The following is an 18,794-nucleotide window of genomic DNA, read 5'->3' as shown; positions in this document are numbered from 1 at the left end:
GCCTTGAACTCACCGAAGTACTTCGTGATCGCTGCCGTCAGAGACGTCTTGCCGTGGTCAACGTGGCCGATCGTGCCAATGTTGACGTGCGGCTTGTTGCGCTCAAACTTACTCTTTGCCATTTTCGGCTCTCCATTCTTTGGCCCCGAGGGGCGCTAATTCTTGTTATCGGTCAATTGGTATTCCGGTCACTTCTGACCGGAATACTTTGCCTGGATTTCGGTTGCGACGTTCGACGGGACCGGCGAGTAATGATCGAAGGTCATCGTGTACTGAGCACGGCCCTGCGACATGGAGCGCAGGTTGTCGACGTACTTGAACATGTTGGCCAGCGGGACGTTGGCGTTGATAACAACGGCTACACCGCGGCTTTCCTGACCCTGGATCTGACCACGGCGGGAGTTGAGGTCGCCGATAACGTCGCCGACGTAATCTTCCGGGGTAACGACTTCGACCTTCATCATCGGCTCGAGGAGCTGAGCGCCGGCCTTCTTTGCCGCTTCACGGAAGCAAGCGCGGGAAGCGATTTCGAACGCCAGGACAGAGGAGTCGACGTCATGGAAGGCGCCGTCGATGAGCGTGGCCTTGACGCCCAGCATCGGGAAGCCTGCCAGCGGGCCGGAAGACAGAACGCTTTCGATACCCTTCTGAACGCCCGGGATGTATTCCTTCGGAACAGCACCACCAACGATCTTGGACTCGAACTTGAAGTCTTCGCCTTCAGGGTTCGGTTCGAAGACGATCTTGACGCGTGCGAACTGACCGGTACCACCGGACTGCTTCTTGTGCGTGTAGTCTTCTTCGTGCTGGCGCGTGATGGTTTCGCGGTAAGCAACCTGCGGCGCACCGACGTTTGCTTCAACCTTGAACTCGCGGCGCATGCGGTCGACGATGATGTCGAGATGCAGTTCGCCCATGCCGGCAATGATCGTCTGACCGGATTCCTGGTCCGTCTTCACGCGGAAGGACGGATCTTCTGCTGCCAGGCGGTTGAGCGCGAGGCCCATCTTTTCCTGGTCGCCCTTGGACTTCGGTTCGATAGCGATCTGGATGACCGGCTCCGGGAACTCCATGCGCTCGAGGATAACCGGCTTCAACGGGTCGCAGAGCGTGTCACCCGTCGTGGTTTCCTTGAGACCTGCGAGAGCAACGATGTCGCCGGCAAAGGCTTCTTCGATGTCTTCACGCGAGTTGGAGTGCATCTGCAGCATGCGGCCGACGCGCTCGCGCTTGTCCTTGACCGTGTTCATGACCGACGAGCCCTTTTCGAGCTTGCCGGAGTAGATGCGGGCGAAGGTGAGCGAACCGACGAAGGGGTCGTTCATGATCTTGAACGCGAGCATGGACAGCGGCTCAGAATCGTCTGCATGACGCTCGATTTCAGCTTCCGTCTTGAAGTCGATGCCCTTGATCGCCGGAATGTCGAGCGGCGACGGCAGGTAATCGACAACGGCGTCGAGCAGCGGCTGGACGCCCTTGTTCTTGAAGGCGGTACCGCAGAACATCGGATGGAACTTGACGTCGATCGTGCCGCGACGAACGAGTTCGCGGATCTTGTCGTTGTCGGGCATGTTGCCTTCGAGGTAGGCTTCCATCGCAGCTTCGTCGATCTCGACAACGGTCTCGATCAGCTTCTCGCGATATTCTTCAGCCTTAGCCTTCATGTCGTCCGGAATTTCAACGACATCCCACTGAGCACCGAGGGATTCGTCACGCCAGATGAGAGCATTCATCTCGACAAGGTCGATAACGCCCTTGAAGTCGCTTTCAGCGCCGATCGGCAGCTGCATGACGACAGCGATCGCACCCAGACGGGTCTTGATCATCTCGACCGAGCGGTAGAAGTCCGCGCCGGTCTTGTCCATCTTGTTGCAGAAGATCATGCGCGGAACGTTGTACTTCTCAGCCTGACGCCAGACGGTTTCCGTCTGCGGCTCAACACCGGCGTTGGCATCGAGCAGCGCGATGGCGCCGTCGAGAACGCGAAGCGAACGCTCGACTTCAATGGTGAAGTCGACGTGGCCGGGGGTGTCGATGATGTTGAAACGGCGCATCTTGCCGTCACGGCCCTTCCAGTAGGTCGTGGTCGCAGCGGACGTGATCGTGATGCCGCGCTCCTGCTCCTGCTCCATCCAGTCCATCGTGGCTGCGCCATCGTGGACTTCACCGATCTTGTGCGACTTGCCGGTGTAGTAAAGGATACGCTCGGTCGTCGTGGTCTTGCCGGCGTCGATATGCGCCATGATACCGAAATTGCGGTAGTCTTCGATCTTATATTCGCGAGCCATTATGGACTGCCTTTCGATATCGTTCGGGATTACCAGCGATAATGCGAGAACGCGCGGTTGGCATCAGCCATCTTGTGCGTGTCTTCGCGCTTCTTGACCGCAGAACCGCGGTTGTTGGATGCGTCGAGAAGTTCGCCCGAAAGACGATCGATCATGGTGGTCTCGTTGCGCTTGCGAGCGGCAGCGATCAGCCAGCGGATGGCAAGAGCCTGGCGGCGCTCCGGACGAACGTCGACCGGAACCTGATAGGTCGCACCACCAACGCGGCGCGAACGGACTTCAACATGCGGAGCGATGTTGTCGAGCGCGGAATGGAAAACCGTCAGCGGCTCCTGCTTCGACTTGCCCTGCACGGAGTCAAACGCGCCGTATACGATGCTTTCAGCGACGGACTTCTTGCCGTCGAGCATGATGGCGTTCATGAACTTCGTGACAACGAGGTCACCGAACTTCGGGTCCGGATTGATCTCGCGCTTTTCTGCTTTATGGCGTCTGGACATACTTCTCGTCTCTTTAACCGTTAAGGCGCTCTACCACGCGGAGGACTTCGCGCAGCGCCGGGATTTCACTTTCAAGCCTTTCCGGGCGATATCGCCCGGGGCGAAATTACTTCGGACGCTTCGCACCGTACTTGGAACGGCGCTGCTTGCGGTTCTTGACACCCTGGGTATCGAGAACGCCGCGGATGATGTGATAACGGACACCCGGAAGGTCCTTTACGCGGCCGCCACGGATCATGACGACAGAGTGTTCCTGAAGGTTGTGGCCTTCACCGGGAATGTAACCAATGACTTCGAAGCCGTTGGTGAGGCGGATCTTTGCGACCTTACGCAGAGCCGAGTTCGGCTTCTTCGGCGTCGTGGTGTAGACGCGGGTGCAAACGCCGCGCTTCTGCGGGTTCTCCTGGAGAGCGGGAACCTTATTACGCTTTACGTTCGCCTGGCGAGGCTTGCGGATCAGCTGGTTTACGGTAGGCATTCAACCATCCCTTACGTTTGTCTCAGTACCCTTGCGGGCTCGAACTTCGCCGTTTCCGGCATTGCCACACATATTTCCCTCAATGCGCAAAATATGGCCCGATCCGCTTCCGCAGATGGACCACATAGAGCAGAGGACGCAAAAAAATGCGTCATGCGTGCAGCATCATGACTTCAACGTGCGTATAGAAACTTGTTTGAGGCGATCTCCAGGGCGCGTCGCCCCAAACAGCCAAACCTCACATCGGATCTGATGGCGGGCGTACTACTGGTTTCCACCCTGTTCGTCAAGGCCGGTTAAGAAATAATCTCCGCCCCGACGGCTTGAAACCCCCTGTGAACACGCTGTTTACAGGCTCTTTAAGCCGCGTAAAGATACCCGGCAAGATAAACTTGGGCATTGCAGCAAAAACGGATAGGAATCAGTATTTGCAGACATCAAGCCCTTATATGGAATCTGCATATTGCGATTCTCAGAGAGCCGAAGGATAAGAAGATGATCGGTACACCGGACAACGACAACAATTTCGACGGACCGATGATCTTCATCATCATCGGCAAGGGCTATGAATCCGACACGAGCGAGGGCGTTGACCTGCACGTCATGCTGAAGGCCGCCGATGACGACAGCGCCGTGCGCGAAGCATTAAACGCCCTTGCCGAGGAAGGCTTCATCGAAGCCGATCTCGACCAGATCGGCATGTTGACCGAAGTTCCCTCCGATGAGCCACATGCCTCCGCCTATCAGGGTGCCCTGGACGGCGAAGTCTCGATCATCCGCTTCAGCTAAGCCTATATATAAAGAATAGCGCCTGCGCACCGGTGCAGGCTGCCTCCTCCTCACCCTCACCTTTTTCATTTTGCCGATATCAACGAGGGCAGCGAGCCTGCCGCGGGTGCCCGCGATAGCGTCGCCAGTGGCCTCAGAAAATTCCACATCCATCCTTTGCGCACCTCAAACTGCACACCGCAGTGGTGGGTCGTCTGCGTTCGGGCATCTTCCGCCGACCCTTCGATATCGACCTTCGTTCGACGTCGCCAGCGGCTTCGTTTGCCGGCATCAACCTTCCCGACACGGTATTTGCGGGACCGAAACTCCCGACGGTCCGAGTATCTGAACGCATTGCGATCGTCAGCAATCCGGCCGAGCAACGCTGGATGAATGAAGGCACCACCGTTTGCTTCGGGCCTTGCGTTCTGCCGCCATCGGGACAACAGCGCGACAACGATCTCCAGCGACCTTCCGGACAAAGAAAAACCGCCCGGATTTCTCCGGGCGGCTTTGGATTGTGGATGTCTCAAACTGGCGATTACTCGGCAGCAGGAGCGCTTTCGTTCGCCAGGTCCTGCAGCATCGGCGTTGCGGCCCCTGCCCCGGAGCCCTTGCGGCGCTCTTCCAGGATCAGGTCGTCGCGAGCCGTCGCAATGCGGCGGATCTGGGTCATGGTGCCACCCGTACCGGCCGGGATCAGGCGGCCTACGATGACGTTTTCCTTCAGACCCTGCAGACCGTCGGTCTTGCCGGCGATCGCGGCTTCCGTCAGCACCTTGGTCGTTTCCTGGAAGGAAGCGGCCGAGATGAAGGACGGGGTCTGCAGCGATGCCTTGGTGATGCCGAGCAGAACCGGATCACCGCTGGCAGGCTTCTTGCCTTCCTCGATGAGGTGGTCGTTGACGTCTTCCAGCTCGATACGGTCGACGTTGTCGCCGACGATATAGGTCGAGTCGCCTGCATCGGTGATTTCCACCTTCTGCAGCATCTGACGGACAATCACTTCGATGTGCTTGTCGTTGATGACAACGCCCTGCAGACGATAGACTTCCTGGATTTCGTTGACGAGGTAGGAAGCCAAGGCTTCCACGCCCTTGATCGCCAGGATGTCGTGCGGAGCCGGGTTACCGTCGAGGATGTAGTCACCCTTTTCGATATAGTCGCCTTCCTGAAGGTGGAAGGGCTTGCCCTTCGGGATCAGGTATTCGACCGGCTCGACACCGTCTTCCGCCGGCTCGATGATGACACGGCGCTTGTTCTTATAGTCGCGGCCGAGGCGGATCGTACCATCGATCTCAGCGATGATGGCGTGGTCCTTCGGACGGCGGGCTTCGAACAGTTCGGCAACGCGCGGCAGACCACCGGTGATGTCCTTGGTCTTGGCGCTTTCCAGCGGCGAACGGGCAAGAACGTCACCCTGGGAGACCTTCGTGCCCGGCTCGACCGAGAGGATCGCATCGACCGAGAGCAGGAAGCGGGCTTCGCCACCACGCGACAGCTTCGCGACATTGCCGCTGGCGTCCTTGATGACGATCGCCGGCTTCAGGTCCGAACCGCGCGGGGTCGAACGCCAGTCGATAACCTGGCGCTTGGTGATACCCGTGGATTCGTCGGTCGCTTCGAGAACCGAGAGACCGTCGACCACGTCTTCGAACTGAACGGTACCGGCTACTTCCGTCATCATCGGACGGGTGTAGGGATCCCACTCTGCCAAACGCTGACCGCGCTTGACCTTGTCACCTTCATCGACGTGCAGCTTCGAACCGTAGGCAACACGCTGCGAGGAACGCTCCACACCACGCTCGTCCAGGATCTGAACGGTTATGTTGCGGCCCATGGCAATGAGGTTGCCATCAGAGTTGCGCAGGATGTTGCGGTTCTTGATCTGCACCGTACCTTCGTACGAGGCTTCCAGGAACGACTGGTCGACCACCGTTGCCGTGCCACCAAGGTGGAACGTACGCATGGTGAGCTGCGTACCCGGCTCGCCGATCGACTGAGCGGCGATAACGCCGACGGCTTCGCCCATGTTAACAGGCGTACCGCGCGCGAGGTCGCGGCCGTAGCAGACCGAGCAGACGCCCGTCTGGATTTCGCAGGTCAGCGCCGAACGAATACGGATCGACTGGATACCAGCCTTCTCGATCTCGACGACATCCGGCTCCAGGATCATCTTGCCGGCATCGACGATACGCTCGCCGGTGATCGGATGATCGATGTTGTCAAGAGCCGTACGGCCGAGGATACGGACACCGATCGAGGCAACGACCTGGCCGGCATCGACGATGGCGGTCATGGTGAGGCCGGTTTCGGTACCGCAATCGACGTGCGTGACGATGCAATCCTGCGCGACGTCGACGAGACGGCGGGTCAGGTAACCGGAGTTTGCAGTCTTCAAGGCGGTGTCTGCCAGACCCTTACGGGCACCGTGCGTCGAGTTGAAGTACTCGTTGACGGTCAGGCCTTCCTTGAAGTTCGAGATGATCGGCGTCTCGATGATTTCACCCGACGGCTTGGCCATGAGGCCGCGCATGCCGCCCAGCTGACGCATCTGGTTCGGAGAACCACGAGCACCCGAGTGGGACATCATGTAGATCGAGTTCATCGGCTTCTGACGACCGGTCGCCGGGTCGAATTCGACAGCCTTAATGCGGGCCATCATCTCTTCGGCGACCTTCTCGGTAGCCTTACCCCAGGCGTCGACAACCTTGTTGTACTTTTCGCCCTGGGTGATGAGACCGTCGTTGTACTGCTGCTCGTATTCCTTCACCAGGTTTTCGGTGTCGTTGACGATCTTGGCCTTGGTGTCCGGAATGACCATGTCGTCCTTGCCGAACGAAATGCCGGCGCGGCAGGCATGGCTGAAGCCGAGCTGCATGATGCGGTCACAGAAAATGACCGTGTCCTTCTGGCCGCAATGACGGTAGACCGCGTCGATCATCCTGGAGATGTTCTTCTTGGTCATTTCCTGGTTGCAGATATCGAAGGTCACCTTGCCGTTCTTCGGCAGGAGTTCACCGATGAGCAGGCGGCCCGGCGTCGTTTCATAGATCTTCGAGTAGGGCTTGCCGTCCTCGCCGATCGACTTGAAGCGGCCGCGAATCTTGGTGTGCAGCGTCACGACCTTGGTTTCGAGGGCGTGGTGCAGCTCACCGAGATCGGAGAAGGCCATGCCTTCGCCCGGCTCGTTCTGGTTCATGATCGACAGGTAATACAGGCCGAGAACCATGTCCTGCGACGGAACGATGATCGGTGCACCGTTTGCCGGATGCAGGATGTTGTTCGTCGACATCATCAGAACGCGGGCTTCGAGCTGGGCTTCGAGCGACAGCGGCACGTGAACAGCCATCTGGTCACCGTCGAAGTCGGCGTTGAAGGCCGTGCAGACGAGCGGGTGCAGCTGGATGGCCTTGCCTTCGACCAGGGTGGGTTCGAAGGCCTGGATGCCCAGGCGGTGCAGCGTCGGTGCGCGGTTCAGCAGAACCGGATGCTCGCGGATGACCTCGTCGAGGATATCCCAGACTTCCGGCTTTTCCTTTTCGACGAGCTTCTTGGCCTGCTTGACGGTCGAGGAGTAACCCTTGGCATCGAGGCGGGCGTAGATGAACGGCTTGAAGAGCTCGAGCGCCATCTTCTTCGGAAGACCGCACTGATGCAGCTTCAGTTCCGGACCGGTCACGATGACCGAACGGCCGGAATAGTCGACGCGCTTGCCGAGCAGGTTCTGACGGAAGCGGCCCTGCTTGCCCTTGAGCATGTCGGACAGCGACTTCAGCGGACGCTTGTTGGCGCCGGTGATGACACGGCCGCGGCGGCCGTTATCAAAGAGCGCATCGACAGATTCCTGCAGCATGCGCTTTTCGTTACGGATGATGATGCCCGGAGCGCGCAGTTCGATCAGGCGCTTCAGACGGTTGTTACGGTTGATGACGCGACGATACAGATCGTTCAGGTCAGACGTCGCGAAACGACCACCGTCCAGAGGAACCAGCGGACGCAGGTCCGGCGGGATGACCGGAACGACCTTCATGATCATCCATTCCGGACGGTTGCCGGATTCCATGAAGTTCTCGACGATCTTCAGGCGCTTCATCAGCTTCTTCTGCTTGAGATCCGACGTGGTGTCGGCAAGCTCGGAGCGCAGGTCGCCAGCGATCTTTTCGAGGTTCATCGATGCCAGCATCTCATAGATGGCTTCGGCACCGATCATGGCCGTGAACTGGTCTTCACCGTATTCATCGACGGCGAGCATGTACTCTTCTTCGGACAGGAGCTGGTGCTCCTTGAGCGCGGTGAGACCCGGCTCGGTCACGATGTAGTTTTCGAAGTAGAGAACGCGCTCGACATCCTTCAGCGTCATGTCGAGCAGCGTGGAAATGCGGCTCGGCAGCGACTTCAGGAACCAGATGTGGGCAACGGGAGCGGCGAGCTCGATATGACCCATGCGCTCACGGCGAACGCGCGACAGCGTGACTTCCACGCCGCACTTTTCGCAGATGATGCCCTTGTACTTCATGCGCTTGTACTTGCCGCACAGGCACTCGTAGTCCTTGATCGGTCCGAAGATGCGCGCGCAGAAGAGACCGTCGCGTTCCGGCTTGAACGTACGGTAGTTGATGGTTTCCGGCTTCTTGATCTCGCCGTAGGACCAGGAAAGAATCTTCTCCGGAGAGGCGATCGAAATCCGGATGGAATCGAAGTTCTGTGCAGGCACCTGCGGATTGAAAAGATTCATGACCTCTTGGTTCATGCCTGTCTCCTTCATGGGCGAAAGCGCCCTTAGCTTGCGAGGTTGGCGGCAAATTCCCGGGAGCCGCGCCAGCGCTTAAACGACAATAACCGCAGAATGCGGCGAAAGCGTCCCTGCCCGGCCAACACGTTACGGGGCCTCGGCGGGAACTGTGTGCGCTCTTTTGAAGAGCGCACACCCTATCAAGTGGTTACTCGGCTGCGTCCGGCAGCTGGCCTGCAGCCTGCAGGTCCTCGACCTTGGAATTTTCGAGCTCGACCGAGAGACCCAGCGAGCGCATTTCCTTGACGAGAACGTTGAAGCTTTCCGGAATGCCGGCCTCGAATGTGTCGTCGCCACGGACGATCGCTTCGTAGACCTTGGTGCGGCCGGCAACGTCGTCCGACTTCACCGTCAGCATTTCCTGCAGCGTGTAGGCTGCGCCGTAAGCTTCGAGCGCCCAGACCTCCATTTCGCCGAAGCGCTGACCGCCGAACTGCGCCTTGCCGCCCAGCGGCTGCTGGGTAACGAGCGAGTACGGGCCGATCGAACGAGCGTGGATCTTGTCGTCGACCAGGTGGTTGAGCTTCAGCATGTAGATGTAGCCAACCGTGACCTGACGGTCGAACTGCTCGCCGGTACGACCGTCGTACAGCGTCGACTGACCTGTGTCCTTGAGACCTGCCAGGCGCAGCATCTCGTTGACGTTCTCTTCGTTCGCACCGTCAAAGACCGGGGTCGCGATGGAGACGCCACGCTTCCACTGATCGGCCAGACGCAGCACCGAGTCATCGTCGAAATCCTTGACCTGTTCGGCCTTCGGACCGTCACCGACAACGTCGCCGATCGTCTTGCGCAGCGGTTCGATGTTGCCGTTGGCCTTGTAGGCCTCCAGCATATCGCCGATCTGACGACCCATGCCGGCACAAGCCCAGCCAAGGTGCGTCTCAAGGATCTGGCCGACATTCATGCGCGAGGGCACGCCGAGCGGGTTCAGAACGACGTCCACATGCGTACCGTCTTCCAGGAACGGCATGTCTTCGACCGGCACGATGCGCGACACGACACCCTTGTTGCCGTGACGGCCGGCCATCTTGTCGCCCGGCTGGATCTTGCGCTTCACAGCGACGAAGACCTTGACCATCTTCATGACACCAGGAGGCATTTCGTCGCCGCGCTGGACCTTTTCGACCTTGTCCATGAAACGCTGTTCAAGGCGCGACTTGGATTCGTCGTACTGGCCGCGGAGTGCTTCGAGCTCGCTCTGGACCTTTTCGTCTTCGACCGCGAACATCCACCACTGCGAGCGGGGATATTCGGAGACGACGGCGTTGGACAGCTCAGTGCCTTTCTTGAAGCCCTTCGGGCCTGCAATGGAGGACTGGCCGCGCAGCATGTCGATCAGACGGCCGTAGACGTTACGGTCGAGGATCGCCTGTTCGTCGTCGCGGTCCTTTGCCAGACGCTCGATCTCTTCGCGCTCGATTGCCATCGCGCGCTCGTCCTTTTCAACGCCGTGGCGATTGAAGACGCGCACTTCGACGATCGTGCCGTAGGTGCCGGGCGGCATGCGCATGGACGTGTCGCGCACGTCGGATGCCTTTTCACCGAAGATGGCGCGCAGGAGCTTTTCTTCCGGCGTCATCGGGCTTTCGCCCTTCGGCGTGATCTTGCCGACCAGGATATCGCCCGGCTGAACTTCGGCGCCGATATAGACGATGCCGGCTTCGTCGAGGTTCTTCAGCGCTTCTTCCGAAACGTTCGGAATGTCGCGGGTGATTTCCTCAGGACCAAGCTTGGTGTCGCGCGCCATCACTTCGAATTCTTCGATGTGGATGGAGGTGAACACGTCGTCGGCAACGATGCGCTCGGAGAGCAGGATCGAGTCTTCGTAGTTGTAACCGTTCCAGGGCATGAACGCGACGAGCGCGTTGCGGCCGAGAGCCAGGTCGCCGAGATCGGTCGACGGGCCGTCGGCGAGGATGTCGCCGCGGTTGACCTCGTCACCGACGGTGACCAGCGGACGCTGGTTGACGCAGGTGTTCTGGTTCGAACGCTGGAACTTCTGCAGGCGGTAGATATCGACGCCGGACTTGCCGGCTTCGAGGTCTTCCGTGGCGCGGATAACGATACGCGTCGCATCGACCTGGTCGACCACACCGCCGCGGCGCGCGCCGATGGCGGCGCCGGAGTCGCGGGCGACGACCGGCTCCATGCCGGTACCGACGAACGGCGCTTCAGCGCGCAGAAGCGGAACGGCCTGACGCTGCATGTTCGAGCCCATGAGAGCGCGGTTGGCGTCGTCGTTTTCCAGGAACGGGATGAGAGCGGCTGCGACCGAAACGACCTGCTTCGGCGAAACGTCCATCAGGTTCATGCTGTCGCGCGGGGCGAGCATAACTTCGCCGGCGTGACGGCAGACGACGAATTCATCGACAAAGGAACCGTCCGACGTCAGTTCAGCGTTGGCCTGGGCAACGTAGTACTTCGCCTCTTCCATGGCGGAGAGGTAGAGTACATCGGTCGTGACCTTGCCATCGACGATACGACGGTACGGGCTTTCGATGAAACCGTACTTGTTGACGCGCGCAAAGGTCGCCAGCGAGTTGATCAGACCGATGTTCGGGCCTTCCGGCGTTTCGATCGGGCAAATACGGCCGTAGTGCGTCGGATGAACGTCGCGGACTTCGAAGCCGGCGCGCTCGCGGGTCAGACCGCCCGGGCCAAGAGCCGAGAGACGGCGCTTGTGGGTGATTTCCGAGAGCGGGTTCACCTGGTCCATGAACTGCGAGAGCTGCGAGGAACCGAAGAATTCGCGAACGGCTGCAGCAGCCGGCTTGGCGTTGATCAGATCCTGCGGCATGACCGTGTCGATTTCGATCGAGGACATGCGTTCCTTGATCGCGCGCTCCATGCGAAGCAGGCCGAGACGGTACTGGTTCTCCATCAGCTCGCCGACCGAGCGGACGCGGCGGTTGCCGAGGTTGTCGATGTCGTCGATCTCGCCCTTGCCGTCGCGCAGTTCGACAAGCATCCTGACCACGGCCAGGATGTCGTCTTTGCGCAGGATGCGAACGGTGTCTTCGACGCTCAGGTCGAGGCGCATGTTCATCTTCACGCGGCCGACGGCGGAGAGGTCGTAACGCTCCGCATCGAAGAACAGCGAGTTGAACATGGCTTCGGCCGAATCCATCGTCGGCGGTTCACCCGGACGCATGACGCGGTAAATGTCGAACAGAGCGTCCTGACGGTTCTCGTTCTTGTCTGCGGTCAGCGTGTTGCGGATGTAGGCGCCGACATTGATGTGATCGATGCCGAGAACCGGGATCTCGTCGAAATGGTTGGCGAGGATGATGCCGAGCGTCTTCTCGTCGATTTCGTCGCCGGCTTCGAGATAGATCTCACCCGTCGAGTAGTTGACGACGTCTTCGGCGAGGTAGTTGCCGTACAGATCGTCATCCGTCGCCTTGAGTGCCTTCAGGCCCTTGTCGGAGAGCGTGCGAAGCAGGCGTGGCGTGAGCTTCTTGCCAGCTTCGACAACGACTTCGCCGGTATCGGCGTCGACCATCTCGGTGATCGCCTTTGCACCCTTCAGCGTTTCCGGCTTGAAGGGAATGCGCCAGCCTTCGCCGTCGCGCTTGTAGAGCGACTTCGTGTAGAAGGTGTCGAGGATTTCCTCGCCGTCCATGCCGAGGGCCATCAGCAGCGACGTCACCGGAATCTTGCGGCGGCGGTCGATACGGGCATAGACGATGTCCTTGGCGTCGAATTCGATATCGAGCCAGGAGCCGCGATACGGGATGACGCGCGCAGCAAAGAGCAGCTTGCCGGAAGAATGGCTCTTGCCCTTGTCGTGGTCGAAGAAGACGCCCGGCGAACGGTGCATCTGCGATACGATCACGCGCTCAGTGCCGTTGACGATGAACGTACCGTTGTTCGTCATGAGCGGCATGTCGCCCATGTAGACGGACTGTTCCTTGATGTCCTTGATCGACTTCGCGCCGGTATCCTCGTCGATATCGAACACGATGAGACGGAGAGTAACCTTCAGCGGCGCGGCGTAGGTCAGGTCGCGCTGGCGGCATTCGTCGACGTCGAACTTCGGCGGTTCGAATTCATAGGACACGAATTCCAGCATGGAGGCGCCGGAGAAGTCGGTGATCGGGAAAACGGACTTGAAGACGGCCTGGAGGCCCTCGTCGGGACGACCGCCCTTGGGCTCTTCAACCATCAGAAACTGGTCGTAGGATGCCTTCTGAACCTCGATGAGGTTCGGCATTTCTGCGACTTCGGGGATTTTACCAAAAAACTTGCGTACGCGCCTGCGACCATTGAACGTAAGGGTCTGAGCCATCGTCGCTCCTTCAAAAATTGCATCCGGGCCTGCAACGGACGGGAACCGATGGCCAGTCGATCCCGTCAACCAATGAGTAATTCAACCTCGTCCCACTTCCCGAAACAGCCAGGCCGGATTGCCTTGACGCCTCGGTTCGAGACCATGCTCTTGAAGAACCCATTACCCAAAAGCCGTTTTCACGCGGCTTTTGGGTAATTCGTTCAGAAAAACGGCAAATGGGAGACGGTAAATACCGTCTCCCAAAAGACGTTCAAGATTACTTGACGTCGGCCTTTGCGCCAGCGTCTTCAAGCTTCTTCTTGATGTCAGCGGCTTCAGCCTTGTTAACGCCTTCCTTGACAGCCTTCGGAGCGGCTTCGACAAGGTCCTTGGCTTCCTTGAGGCCCAGGCCGGTGATGGCGCGGACTTCCTTGATGACGTTGATCTTGTTGGCGCCAGCGTCGACGAGGATGACGTCGAACTCGGTCTTTTCTTCTTCAACGACAGCAGCAGCAGCACCGCCAGCAGCGGCAGCAACAGCTACCGGAGCAGCAGCGGAAACGCCCCACTTTTCTTCGAGAAGCTTCGACAGCTCAGCGGCTTCCAGGACGGTCAGCGAGGAGAGGTCGTCAACGATCTTTGCGAGATCAGCCATTTTACTAGTTCCTTTTGTTCGGTTCGAACCGGTTGATTATAAACAGCGAAAAACCGCCTTAAGCGGCTTCGTCCTTCTTGGCGTAGGCCGCAAACACGCGGGCAAGCTGGCTTGCCGGTGCTGCAACAACCCCAGCGATGCGGGTAGCCGGCGTCTGGATCATGCCCAGCAGCTTCGCACGCAGCTCATCGAGCGAAGGCAGGGTCGCAAGCGACTTCACAGCTTCAGCATTGAGCGTGGTTGTTCCCATGGCGCCGCCGAGGACAACGATCTTGTCGTTGGTCTTGGCGAAATCCATGACGACCTTCGGAGCGGTGATCGGATCATTGCTGTAAGCAATGAGGGTCTGACCTTTGAAGAGATCGGCGATCCCTTCCGCTTCCGTACCCTGAAGGGCAATTTTGGCCAGGCGGTTCTTCGCGACTTTGATGGTGCCGCCAGCAGCGCGCATCTTCGAACGAAAATCGTTCATCTGTGCGACTGTAGCACCAGCATAGTGGGCCACGACAACCGAGCCGGATGCCTTGAAGACATCGTTCAGTTCCGTGACGAATTCGCGTTTTTCCGCTCTTTCCACTGCCTATCTCCAGTTGATGGGACCGCTTGAACGGACCCACCGGGTTGCCTTTGCCTCCTGGGATCAGAAGCGATCCCAAGCGGCGCTTGAGGATCCTGTCCCCTCGCGCTCCGCGCCAATTAAGGCAAAGGAGGCACAAGGCATCCAAGGCTCGAACCGATTTCCTAGAAGCAGAACTTCATGCAATTCGGGTCTTACCCGTCTCATGCAGGCAACAGTGATTAAGGGAAAACCACCTGCAATCTCGGACAGGATTCCGGATTTCTCCGGAATATCCCGGCCCCTTACGAGGCCGGAATTCTTGTTATCGGACTGACGCCCGATGAAACTTAAGCAGCAGTAACCGCTGCGGTGACCGAGCCAACTTCGATCTTGACGCCCGGACCCATGGTCGAGGAGAGCGCTACGCGCTTGACGTAGTTGCCCTTGGCGCCAGCCGGCTTTGCCTTGATGACGGCGTCAGCGAAGGCACGGATGTTTTCTTCCAGAGCCTTGGCATCGAAGGATGCCTTGCCGATGCCGGCGTGAACGATACCAGCCTTCTCGACGCGGAACTCGACAGCGCCGCCCTTGGAAGCCTTGACGGCACCTGCGACATCCATCGTAACCGTGCCGACCTTCGGGTTCGGCATCATGCCACGCGGGCCGAGAACCTTACCGAGGCGGCCGACGAGCGGCATCATGTCCGGGGTCGCGATGCAGCGATCGAAGTCGATCTTGCCGCCCTGAACGATTTCAACGAGCTCTTCCGCGCCAACGATGTCTGCGCCGGCAGCCTTGGCTTCATCAGCCTTGACGCCACGAGCGAAAACAGCAACGCGAACCGTACGGCCGGTGCCGTTCGGCAGGTTGACGACGCCGCGGACCATCTGGTCTGCGTGACGCGGGTCAACGCCGAGGTTCATCGAAACTTCGATGGTTTCATCGAACTTCGCGACAGCACGTTCCTTGACCATGCCGATGGCGGTCGTCAGAGCGTAGAGCTTGGTAGGATCAACACCTTCGTTGATCTTCTGAGTGCGCTTGCCTGCCATGGTCTTAACCCACCACTTCCAGGCCCATGGCGCGGGCAGAGCCCTCGATCATCGCCATTGCACCTTCGATATCCGCTGCGTTCAGATCCTTCATCTTGGCTTCGGCGATCGTCTTGATCTGAGCCTTGGTGAGGGTACCGGCCTTTGCGCCCTTGCCCGGGGTCTTGGAACCGGACTGGATCTTCGCTTCCTTCTTCAGCCAGTAGCTGACCGGAGGCTGCTTCATGGCGAAGGTGAAGGACTTGTCCTGGTAATAGGTGATGACGACCGGGATCGGCATACCCTTTTCCATTTCCTGCGTAGCCGCATTGAACGACTTGCAGAATTCCATGATGTTAATGCCACGCTGACCAAGCGCCGGGCCGATCGGCGGGGACGGGTTTGCCGATCCTGCCTTGACCTGCAGCTTGAGCTGGCCTGCAACTTTCTTAGCCATATATCTCTCTGCCTTTCACTGATGACCGGTTTCCCGGCCCTTGATGCCGGATCACTCCGGCGGCTGCGGTTGCGTGGTGCGGATCGCTAGGGCCTGGCTTAAGACCCCCCTCACCTTCCACGCGATGCGGCTTTCGCCGCCCGAAGAACAGTCACAAGTGACCGAACCTCGATCTCGAAAATCAGACCTTCTCGACCTGAGCGTATTCCAGCTCGACCGGCGTAGCGCGACCAAAGATCGACACTTCCACTTTCAGGCGCGAACGCTCTTCGTCCACATCCTGAACCGTGCCGTTGAACGAAGCGAACGGACCATCGGAAACGCGAACCTGCTCGCCGATTTCAAAGGTAACGGAAGCCTTCGGCCGCTCGACACCTTCCTGAACCTGACCGAGGATGCGCTCAGCCTCAGAATCCGGAATCGGAACGGGCTTATTGTCCGAGCCAAGGAAGCCCGTGACCTTCGGCGTATTCTTGATCAGGTGATAGGCCTCATCCGTCAGGTTCGCACGAACCATGACATAGCCCGGGAAGAACTTGCGCTCGGAATCGACCTTGCGGCCGCGGCGCACTTCCACCACCTTTTCGGTCGGCACGAGGATCTTCTCGAACAGGTGCTCAAGCCCCTTCTGGCGAGCCTTGTTCTCGATGTCCTCAGCCACCTTCTTTTCAAAATTAGAATATGCGTGGACGATGTACCAACGTGCCGCCATTTTCATCTCCACTCGTATCAGTTGCCGGTATTGAGCACAAAGCTCAGGGCCCAGCCAATGAGCTGGTCGGCGGCAAAGAAAAACAGCGCAGCAAAAACAACCATAAACAGCACCATGACCGTCGAGATCATCGTCTCGCGGCGCGACGGCCAAGTAACTTTAGACGTCTCCGTGCGGACCTGCTGCAGAAACGCGAATGGATTGGATTTGGATGCCATCGACTGCCCACGCAATTACGGCGCGTAAAGCTGAAACTATCAGCCCCACGCACCGCGTGTCTGTTGAACCCTAAATAAACATCGATTTCCGAATATACAAGAGGGAAACCGATGCTTAACGAAATTTGTCGCCATATGCTCAATCCTCGCCGGAACGCTGCGTTCACGTCCGCGCTGTCCGTTCAAGGAAAAATGGCAGGGGCAGTAAGGCTCGAACTTACGACCTGCGGTTTTGGAGACCGCCGCTCTACCAACTGAGCTATACCCCTTTACGCTTTGCATTCAGCCTGTTGACCTTGCGATCATCAGCCGGTGAAAGCATGGCGCTCCCTTTAAAACGGCGGCTCGGGATATGCAAGAGCGATTTTCGATTTTCAGAACCATTCTCCGCAGGCAACCGAAAGAAGCGGCCGACAGCAACGTATCTGACGGCCGGACGCGAATTGAATGCGCCCGACCGCAAGAGCTTTCTGACCGGGATCTCAGACTTTTACGTATTTGCGCCAGTCGTGCTCTTCCTTGAAGCCGAGCACCTCGCGAATCTTCCGGTTGGAAAGCAGGCCCTCATATTCGCCGATCTCACGGGTGAAGGGCACGTTCGGGAAGAATCGCTTGGCGAGTTCTCTCGACGGGGTGTTGGCCGAGACCGTATCATTGGCGGCATTGAAGACCTGGAAGCCCAATCCGTCCTTCTCAATGCAGCGATGGACGATCTGACCAAGATCGCGCGCGTCGATATAGCTCCAGGCGATGCGCTTGCGCATTTCCGGATTGGCGAAATAGGTCGGAAACTTCTCGTATTCATGCGGCTCGATGACGTTGCCGATGCGCAGCGCGTAAATATCGAAGCCTGAACGCTCGGCAAAAGCGCGCGCCGTCTTCTCGTTCAGGACCTTGGAGAGGCCGTAGGAATCCATCGGATTGACATCATAGTCCTCATCCAGCGGGAACTGGTGGAAGTCGCGATGGCCTTCGGCGAAACAGACACCATAGGTCGTCTCGCTCGACGCGACGATGATCTTCCGGATACCGAGCTTCACTGCCGCCTCGATGACATTATAGGTGCCCATCGTGTTGATGCGGAAGGTCTCGTTGTCCGGCTTGATCAGGATACGCGGCACCGCCGCAAAATGCACAACTGCGTCGAAAGGCTGTACGCCCTTGCCCGCTTCCAGATCCGGAAAATCCCGGTGCATGGAAAGCACGTTGAACATCTGGCCGCTGTCGGTGATGTCGGCGATGAGATTGGTGACTTCAGGGCTTTCGAGCGGCACGAGATCGACATTGTGCACATCATAGCCAGCATTGATGAGCCACGGCACGGCATGGCGTCCCGCCTTGCCCGAACCGCCGGTGAAGAGAATGCGCTTTTTCATGGAAAATCCTCCGCGTCATGAAATCGGAGGCATAGATAAACTCTTCCGCGCGAAGAGCAAGCGAGCGTCTCATGGGCAGGTTCAAACCCACCTCGGCCAGGAGCTTCCTCCCGGAAGCACCTGCGCTGTTACTTTTTACGGCCCGCCGGAATGTCCGGCGATCCAGTCATGCTATCATTTAACGACGCTTACTTCGTCTATCTGCACGCCAGCTGCCTGAACAACTTCCTGCGGAATTGCAGCGATGAAAAACATCGTGAAAACATACATCGCGAAAATCGTCGCAACGAATGTAGCTTTGTGAATCATCCTACTCTCCTCTCTACAGGAAGGAGTCTGGACTAAAAACGCCGGATCGCAAAACGCTTTCTGAACATGGGATGAACAAAATACTGTTATGGGACATCTTAACGATATTTTTACGACATCTCAGGAACGCATGAGGATGCCGGAAAACGAAAAAACCCCGCCGTCTCCACGGGGTTTTTCCTAAAATCGGGGATAATTCCGATTACTCGATGATCGAAGCAACGATGCCTGCACCGACGGTGCGGCCGCCTTCGCGGATAGCGAAGCGAAGCTTTTCTTCCATCGCGATCGGAACGATCAGCTCGACGTCAACCGTGACGTTGTCGCCAGGCATAACCATTTCCGTGCCTGCCAGGCATAACCATTTCCGTGCCT

Annotated in this window: 16 protein-coding genes and 1 tRNA gene; 1 reads left to right on the top strand and 16 read right to left on the bottom strand. The window is 58.5% G+C overall.

Annotated features, from left to right (window positions below; all coding sequences use genetic code 11):
* The 4 genes from AC1DM5_RS36010 to rpsL form a co-directional block, all read right to left on the bottom strand.
* On the bottom strand, positions 1-122 hold a 122-nt coding region (locus AC1DM5_RS36010; RefSeq protein ID WP_003578655.1), incomplete at its 3' end, for a GTP-binding protein.
* Between the two features lie 66 nt (positions 123-188).
* Positions 189-2,288, bottom strand: coding sequence for an elongation factor G (gene fusA, locus AC1DM5_RS36005; protein WP_477822867.1), 2,100 nt, complete (start codon positions 2,286-2,288; stop codon positions 189-191).
* A gap of 29 nt (positions 2,289-2,317) precedes the next feature.
* A complete protein-coding gene (gene rpsG, locus AC1DM5_RS36000) occupies positions 2,318-2,788 on the bottom strand; it encodes a 30S ribosomal protein S7 (protein ID WP_007817128.1) in 471 nt (156 codons plus the stop codon).
* Positions 2,789-2,894: 106 nt separating this feature from the next.
* Positions 2,895-3,266, bottom strand: coding sequence for a 30S ribosomal protein S12 (gene rpsL, locus AC1DM5_RS35995; RefSeq protein ID WP_003547537.1), 372 nt, complete (start codon positions 3,264-3,266; stop codon positions 2,895-2,897).
* Positions 3,267-3,761: 495 nt separating this feature from the next.
* Here rpsL and AC1DM5_RS35990 point away from each other — a divergent pair, with 495 nt between their 5' ends.
* The gene (locus tag AC1DM5_RS35990) at positions 3,762-4,055 is read left to right on the top strand and encodes a hypothetical protein (RefSeq protein WP_007817126.1); all 294 of its coding nucleotides are present in this window, start codon (positions 3,762-3,764) and stop codon (positions 4,053-4,055) included.
* A 520-nt stretch (positions 4,056-4,575) separates the two neighbouring features.
* On the opposite strand, the gene rpoC is transcribed toward AC1DM5_RS35990, so the two are convergent.
* The 12 genes from rpoC to AC1DM5_RS35930 form a co-directional block, all read right to left on the bottom strand.
* The gene (gene rpoC, locus AC1DM5_RS35985; RefSeq protein WP_477976883.1) at positions 4,576-8,787 is read right to left on the bottom strand and encodes a DNA-directed RNA polymerase subunit beta'; all 4,212 of its coding nucleotides are present in this window, start codon (positions 8,785-8,787) and stop codon (positions 4,576-4,578) included.
* 190 nt (positions 8,788-8,977) lie between these two features.
* Entirely contained in the window at positions 8,978-13,120 is a 4,143-nt protein-coding gene (gene rpoB / locus AC1DM5_RS35980) for a DNA-directed RNA polymerase subunit beta (protein ID WP_477976881.1), read from the bottom strand.
* Between the two features lie 259 nt (positions 13,121-13,379).
* Positions 13,380-13,757 carry a 50S ribosomal protein L7/L12 gene (gene rplL, locus AC1DM5_RS35975; RefSeq protein ID WP_477822864.1) on the bottom strand — a complete coding sequence of 126 codons (378 nt, stop codon included), beginning with the start codon at positions 13,755-13,757 and terminating at the stop codon, positions 13,380-13,382.
* Between the two features lie 58 nt (positions 13,758-13,815).
* On the bottom strand, positions 13,816-14,334 hold the full coding sequence (gene rplJ, locus AC1DM5_RS35970) for a 50S ribosomal protein L10 (RefSeq protein WP_007817115.1): 519 nt from the start codon (positions 14,332-14,334) through the stop codon (positions 13,816-13,818).
* A 329-nt stretch (positions 14,335-14,663) separates the two neighbouring features.
* Positions 14,664-15,368, bottom strand: a complete 705-nt coding sequence (gene rplA / locus AC1DM5_RS35965; protein ID WP_113325481.1) for a 50S ribosomal protein L1 — start codon at positions 15,366-15,368, stop codon at positions 14,664-14,666.
* A 4-nt stretch (positions 15,369-15,372) separates the two neighbouring features.
* The gene (gene rplK / locus AC1DM5_RS35960; RefSeq protein ID WP_007817112.1) at positions 15,373-15,804 is read right to left on the bottom strand and encodes a 50S ribosomal protein L11; all 432 of its coding nucleotides are present in this window, start codon (positions 15,802-15,804) and stop codon (positions 15,373-15,375) included.
* A 181-nt stretch (positions 15,805-15,985) separates the two neighbouring features.
* Positions 15,986-16,516, bottom strand: coding sequence for a transcription termination/antitermination protein NusG (gene nusG, locus AC1DM5_RS35955; RefSeq protein WP_007817111.1), 531 nt, complete (start codon positions 16,514-16,516; stop codon positions 15,986-15,988).
* A gap of 17 nt (positions 16,517-16,533) precedes the next feature.
* Positions 16,534-16,734 (bottom strand): preprotein translocase subunit SecE, encoded by a 201-nt coding sequence (gene secE / locus AC1DM5_RS35950; protein ID WP_007817110.1) that lies wholly within the window; start codon positions 16,732-16,734, stop codon positions 16,534-16,536.
* Between the two features lie 193 nt (positions 16,735-16,927).
* Positions 16,928-17,003: transfer RNA gene (locus AC1DM5_RS35945), tRNA-Trp, on the bottom strand.
* Between the two features lie 213 nt (positions 17,004-17,216).
* Complete coding sequence (locus AC1DM5_RS35940; protein ID WP_477822863.1) at positions 17,217-18,110, bottom strand: NAD-dependent epimerase/dehydratase family protein; 894 nt, start codon at positions 18,108-18,110, stop codon at positions 17,217-17,219.
* Between the two features lie 174 nt (positions 18,111-18,284).
* Complete coding sequence (locus AC1DM5_RS35935; RefSeq protein ID WP_007817108.1) at positions 18,285-18,419, bottom strand: hypothetical protein; 135 nt, start codon at positions 18,417-18,419, stop codon at positions 18,285-18,287.
* Between the two features lie 202 nt (positions 18,420-18,621).
* On the bottom strand, positions 18,622-18,794 hold a 173-nt coding region (locus AC1DM5_RS35930), incomplete at its 5' end, for an EF-Tu C-terminal domain-related protein (protein ID WP_477976885.1).

The organism is Rhizobium sp. 01T437 (assembly GCF_056398505.1).
This window is presented reverse-complemented; position numbering and strand designations above follow the sequence as displayed.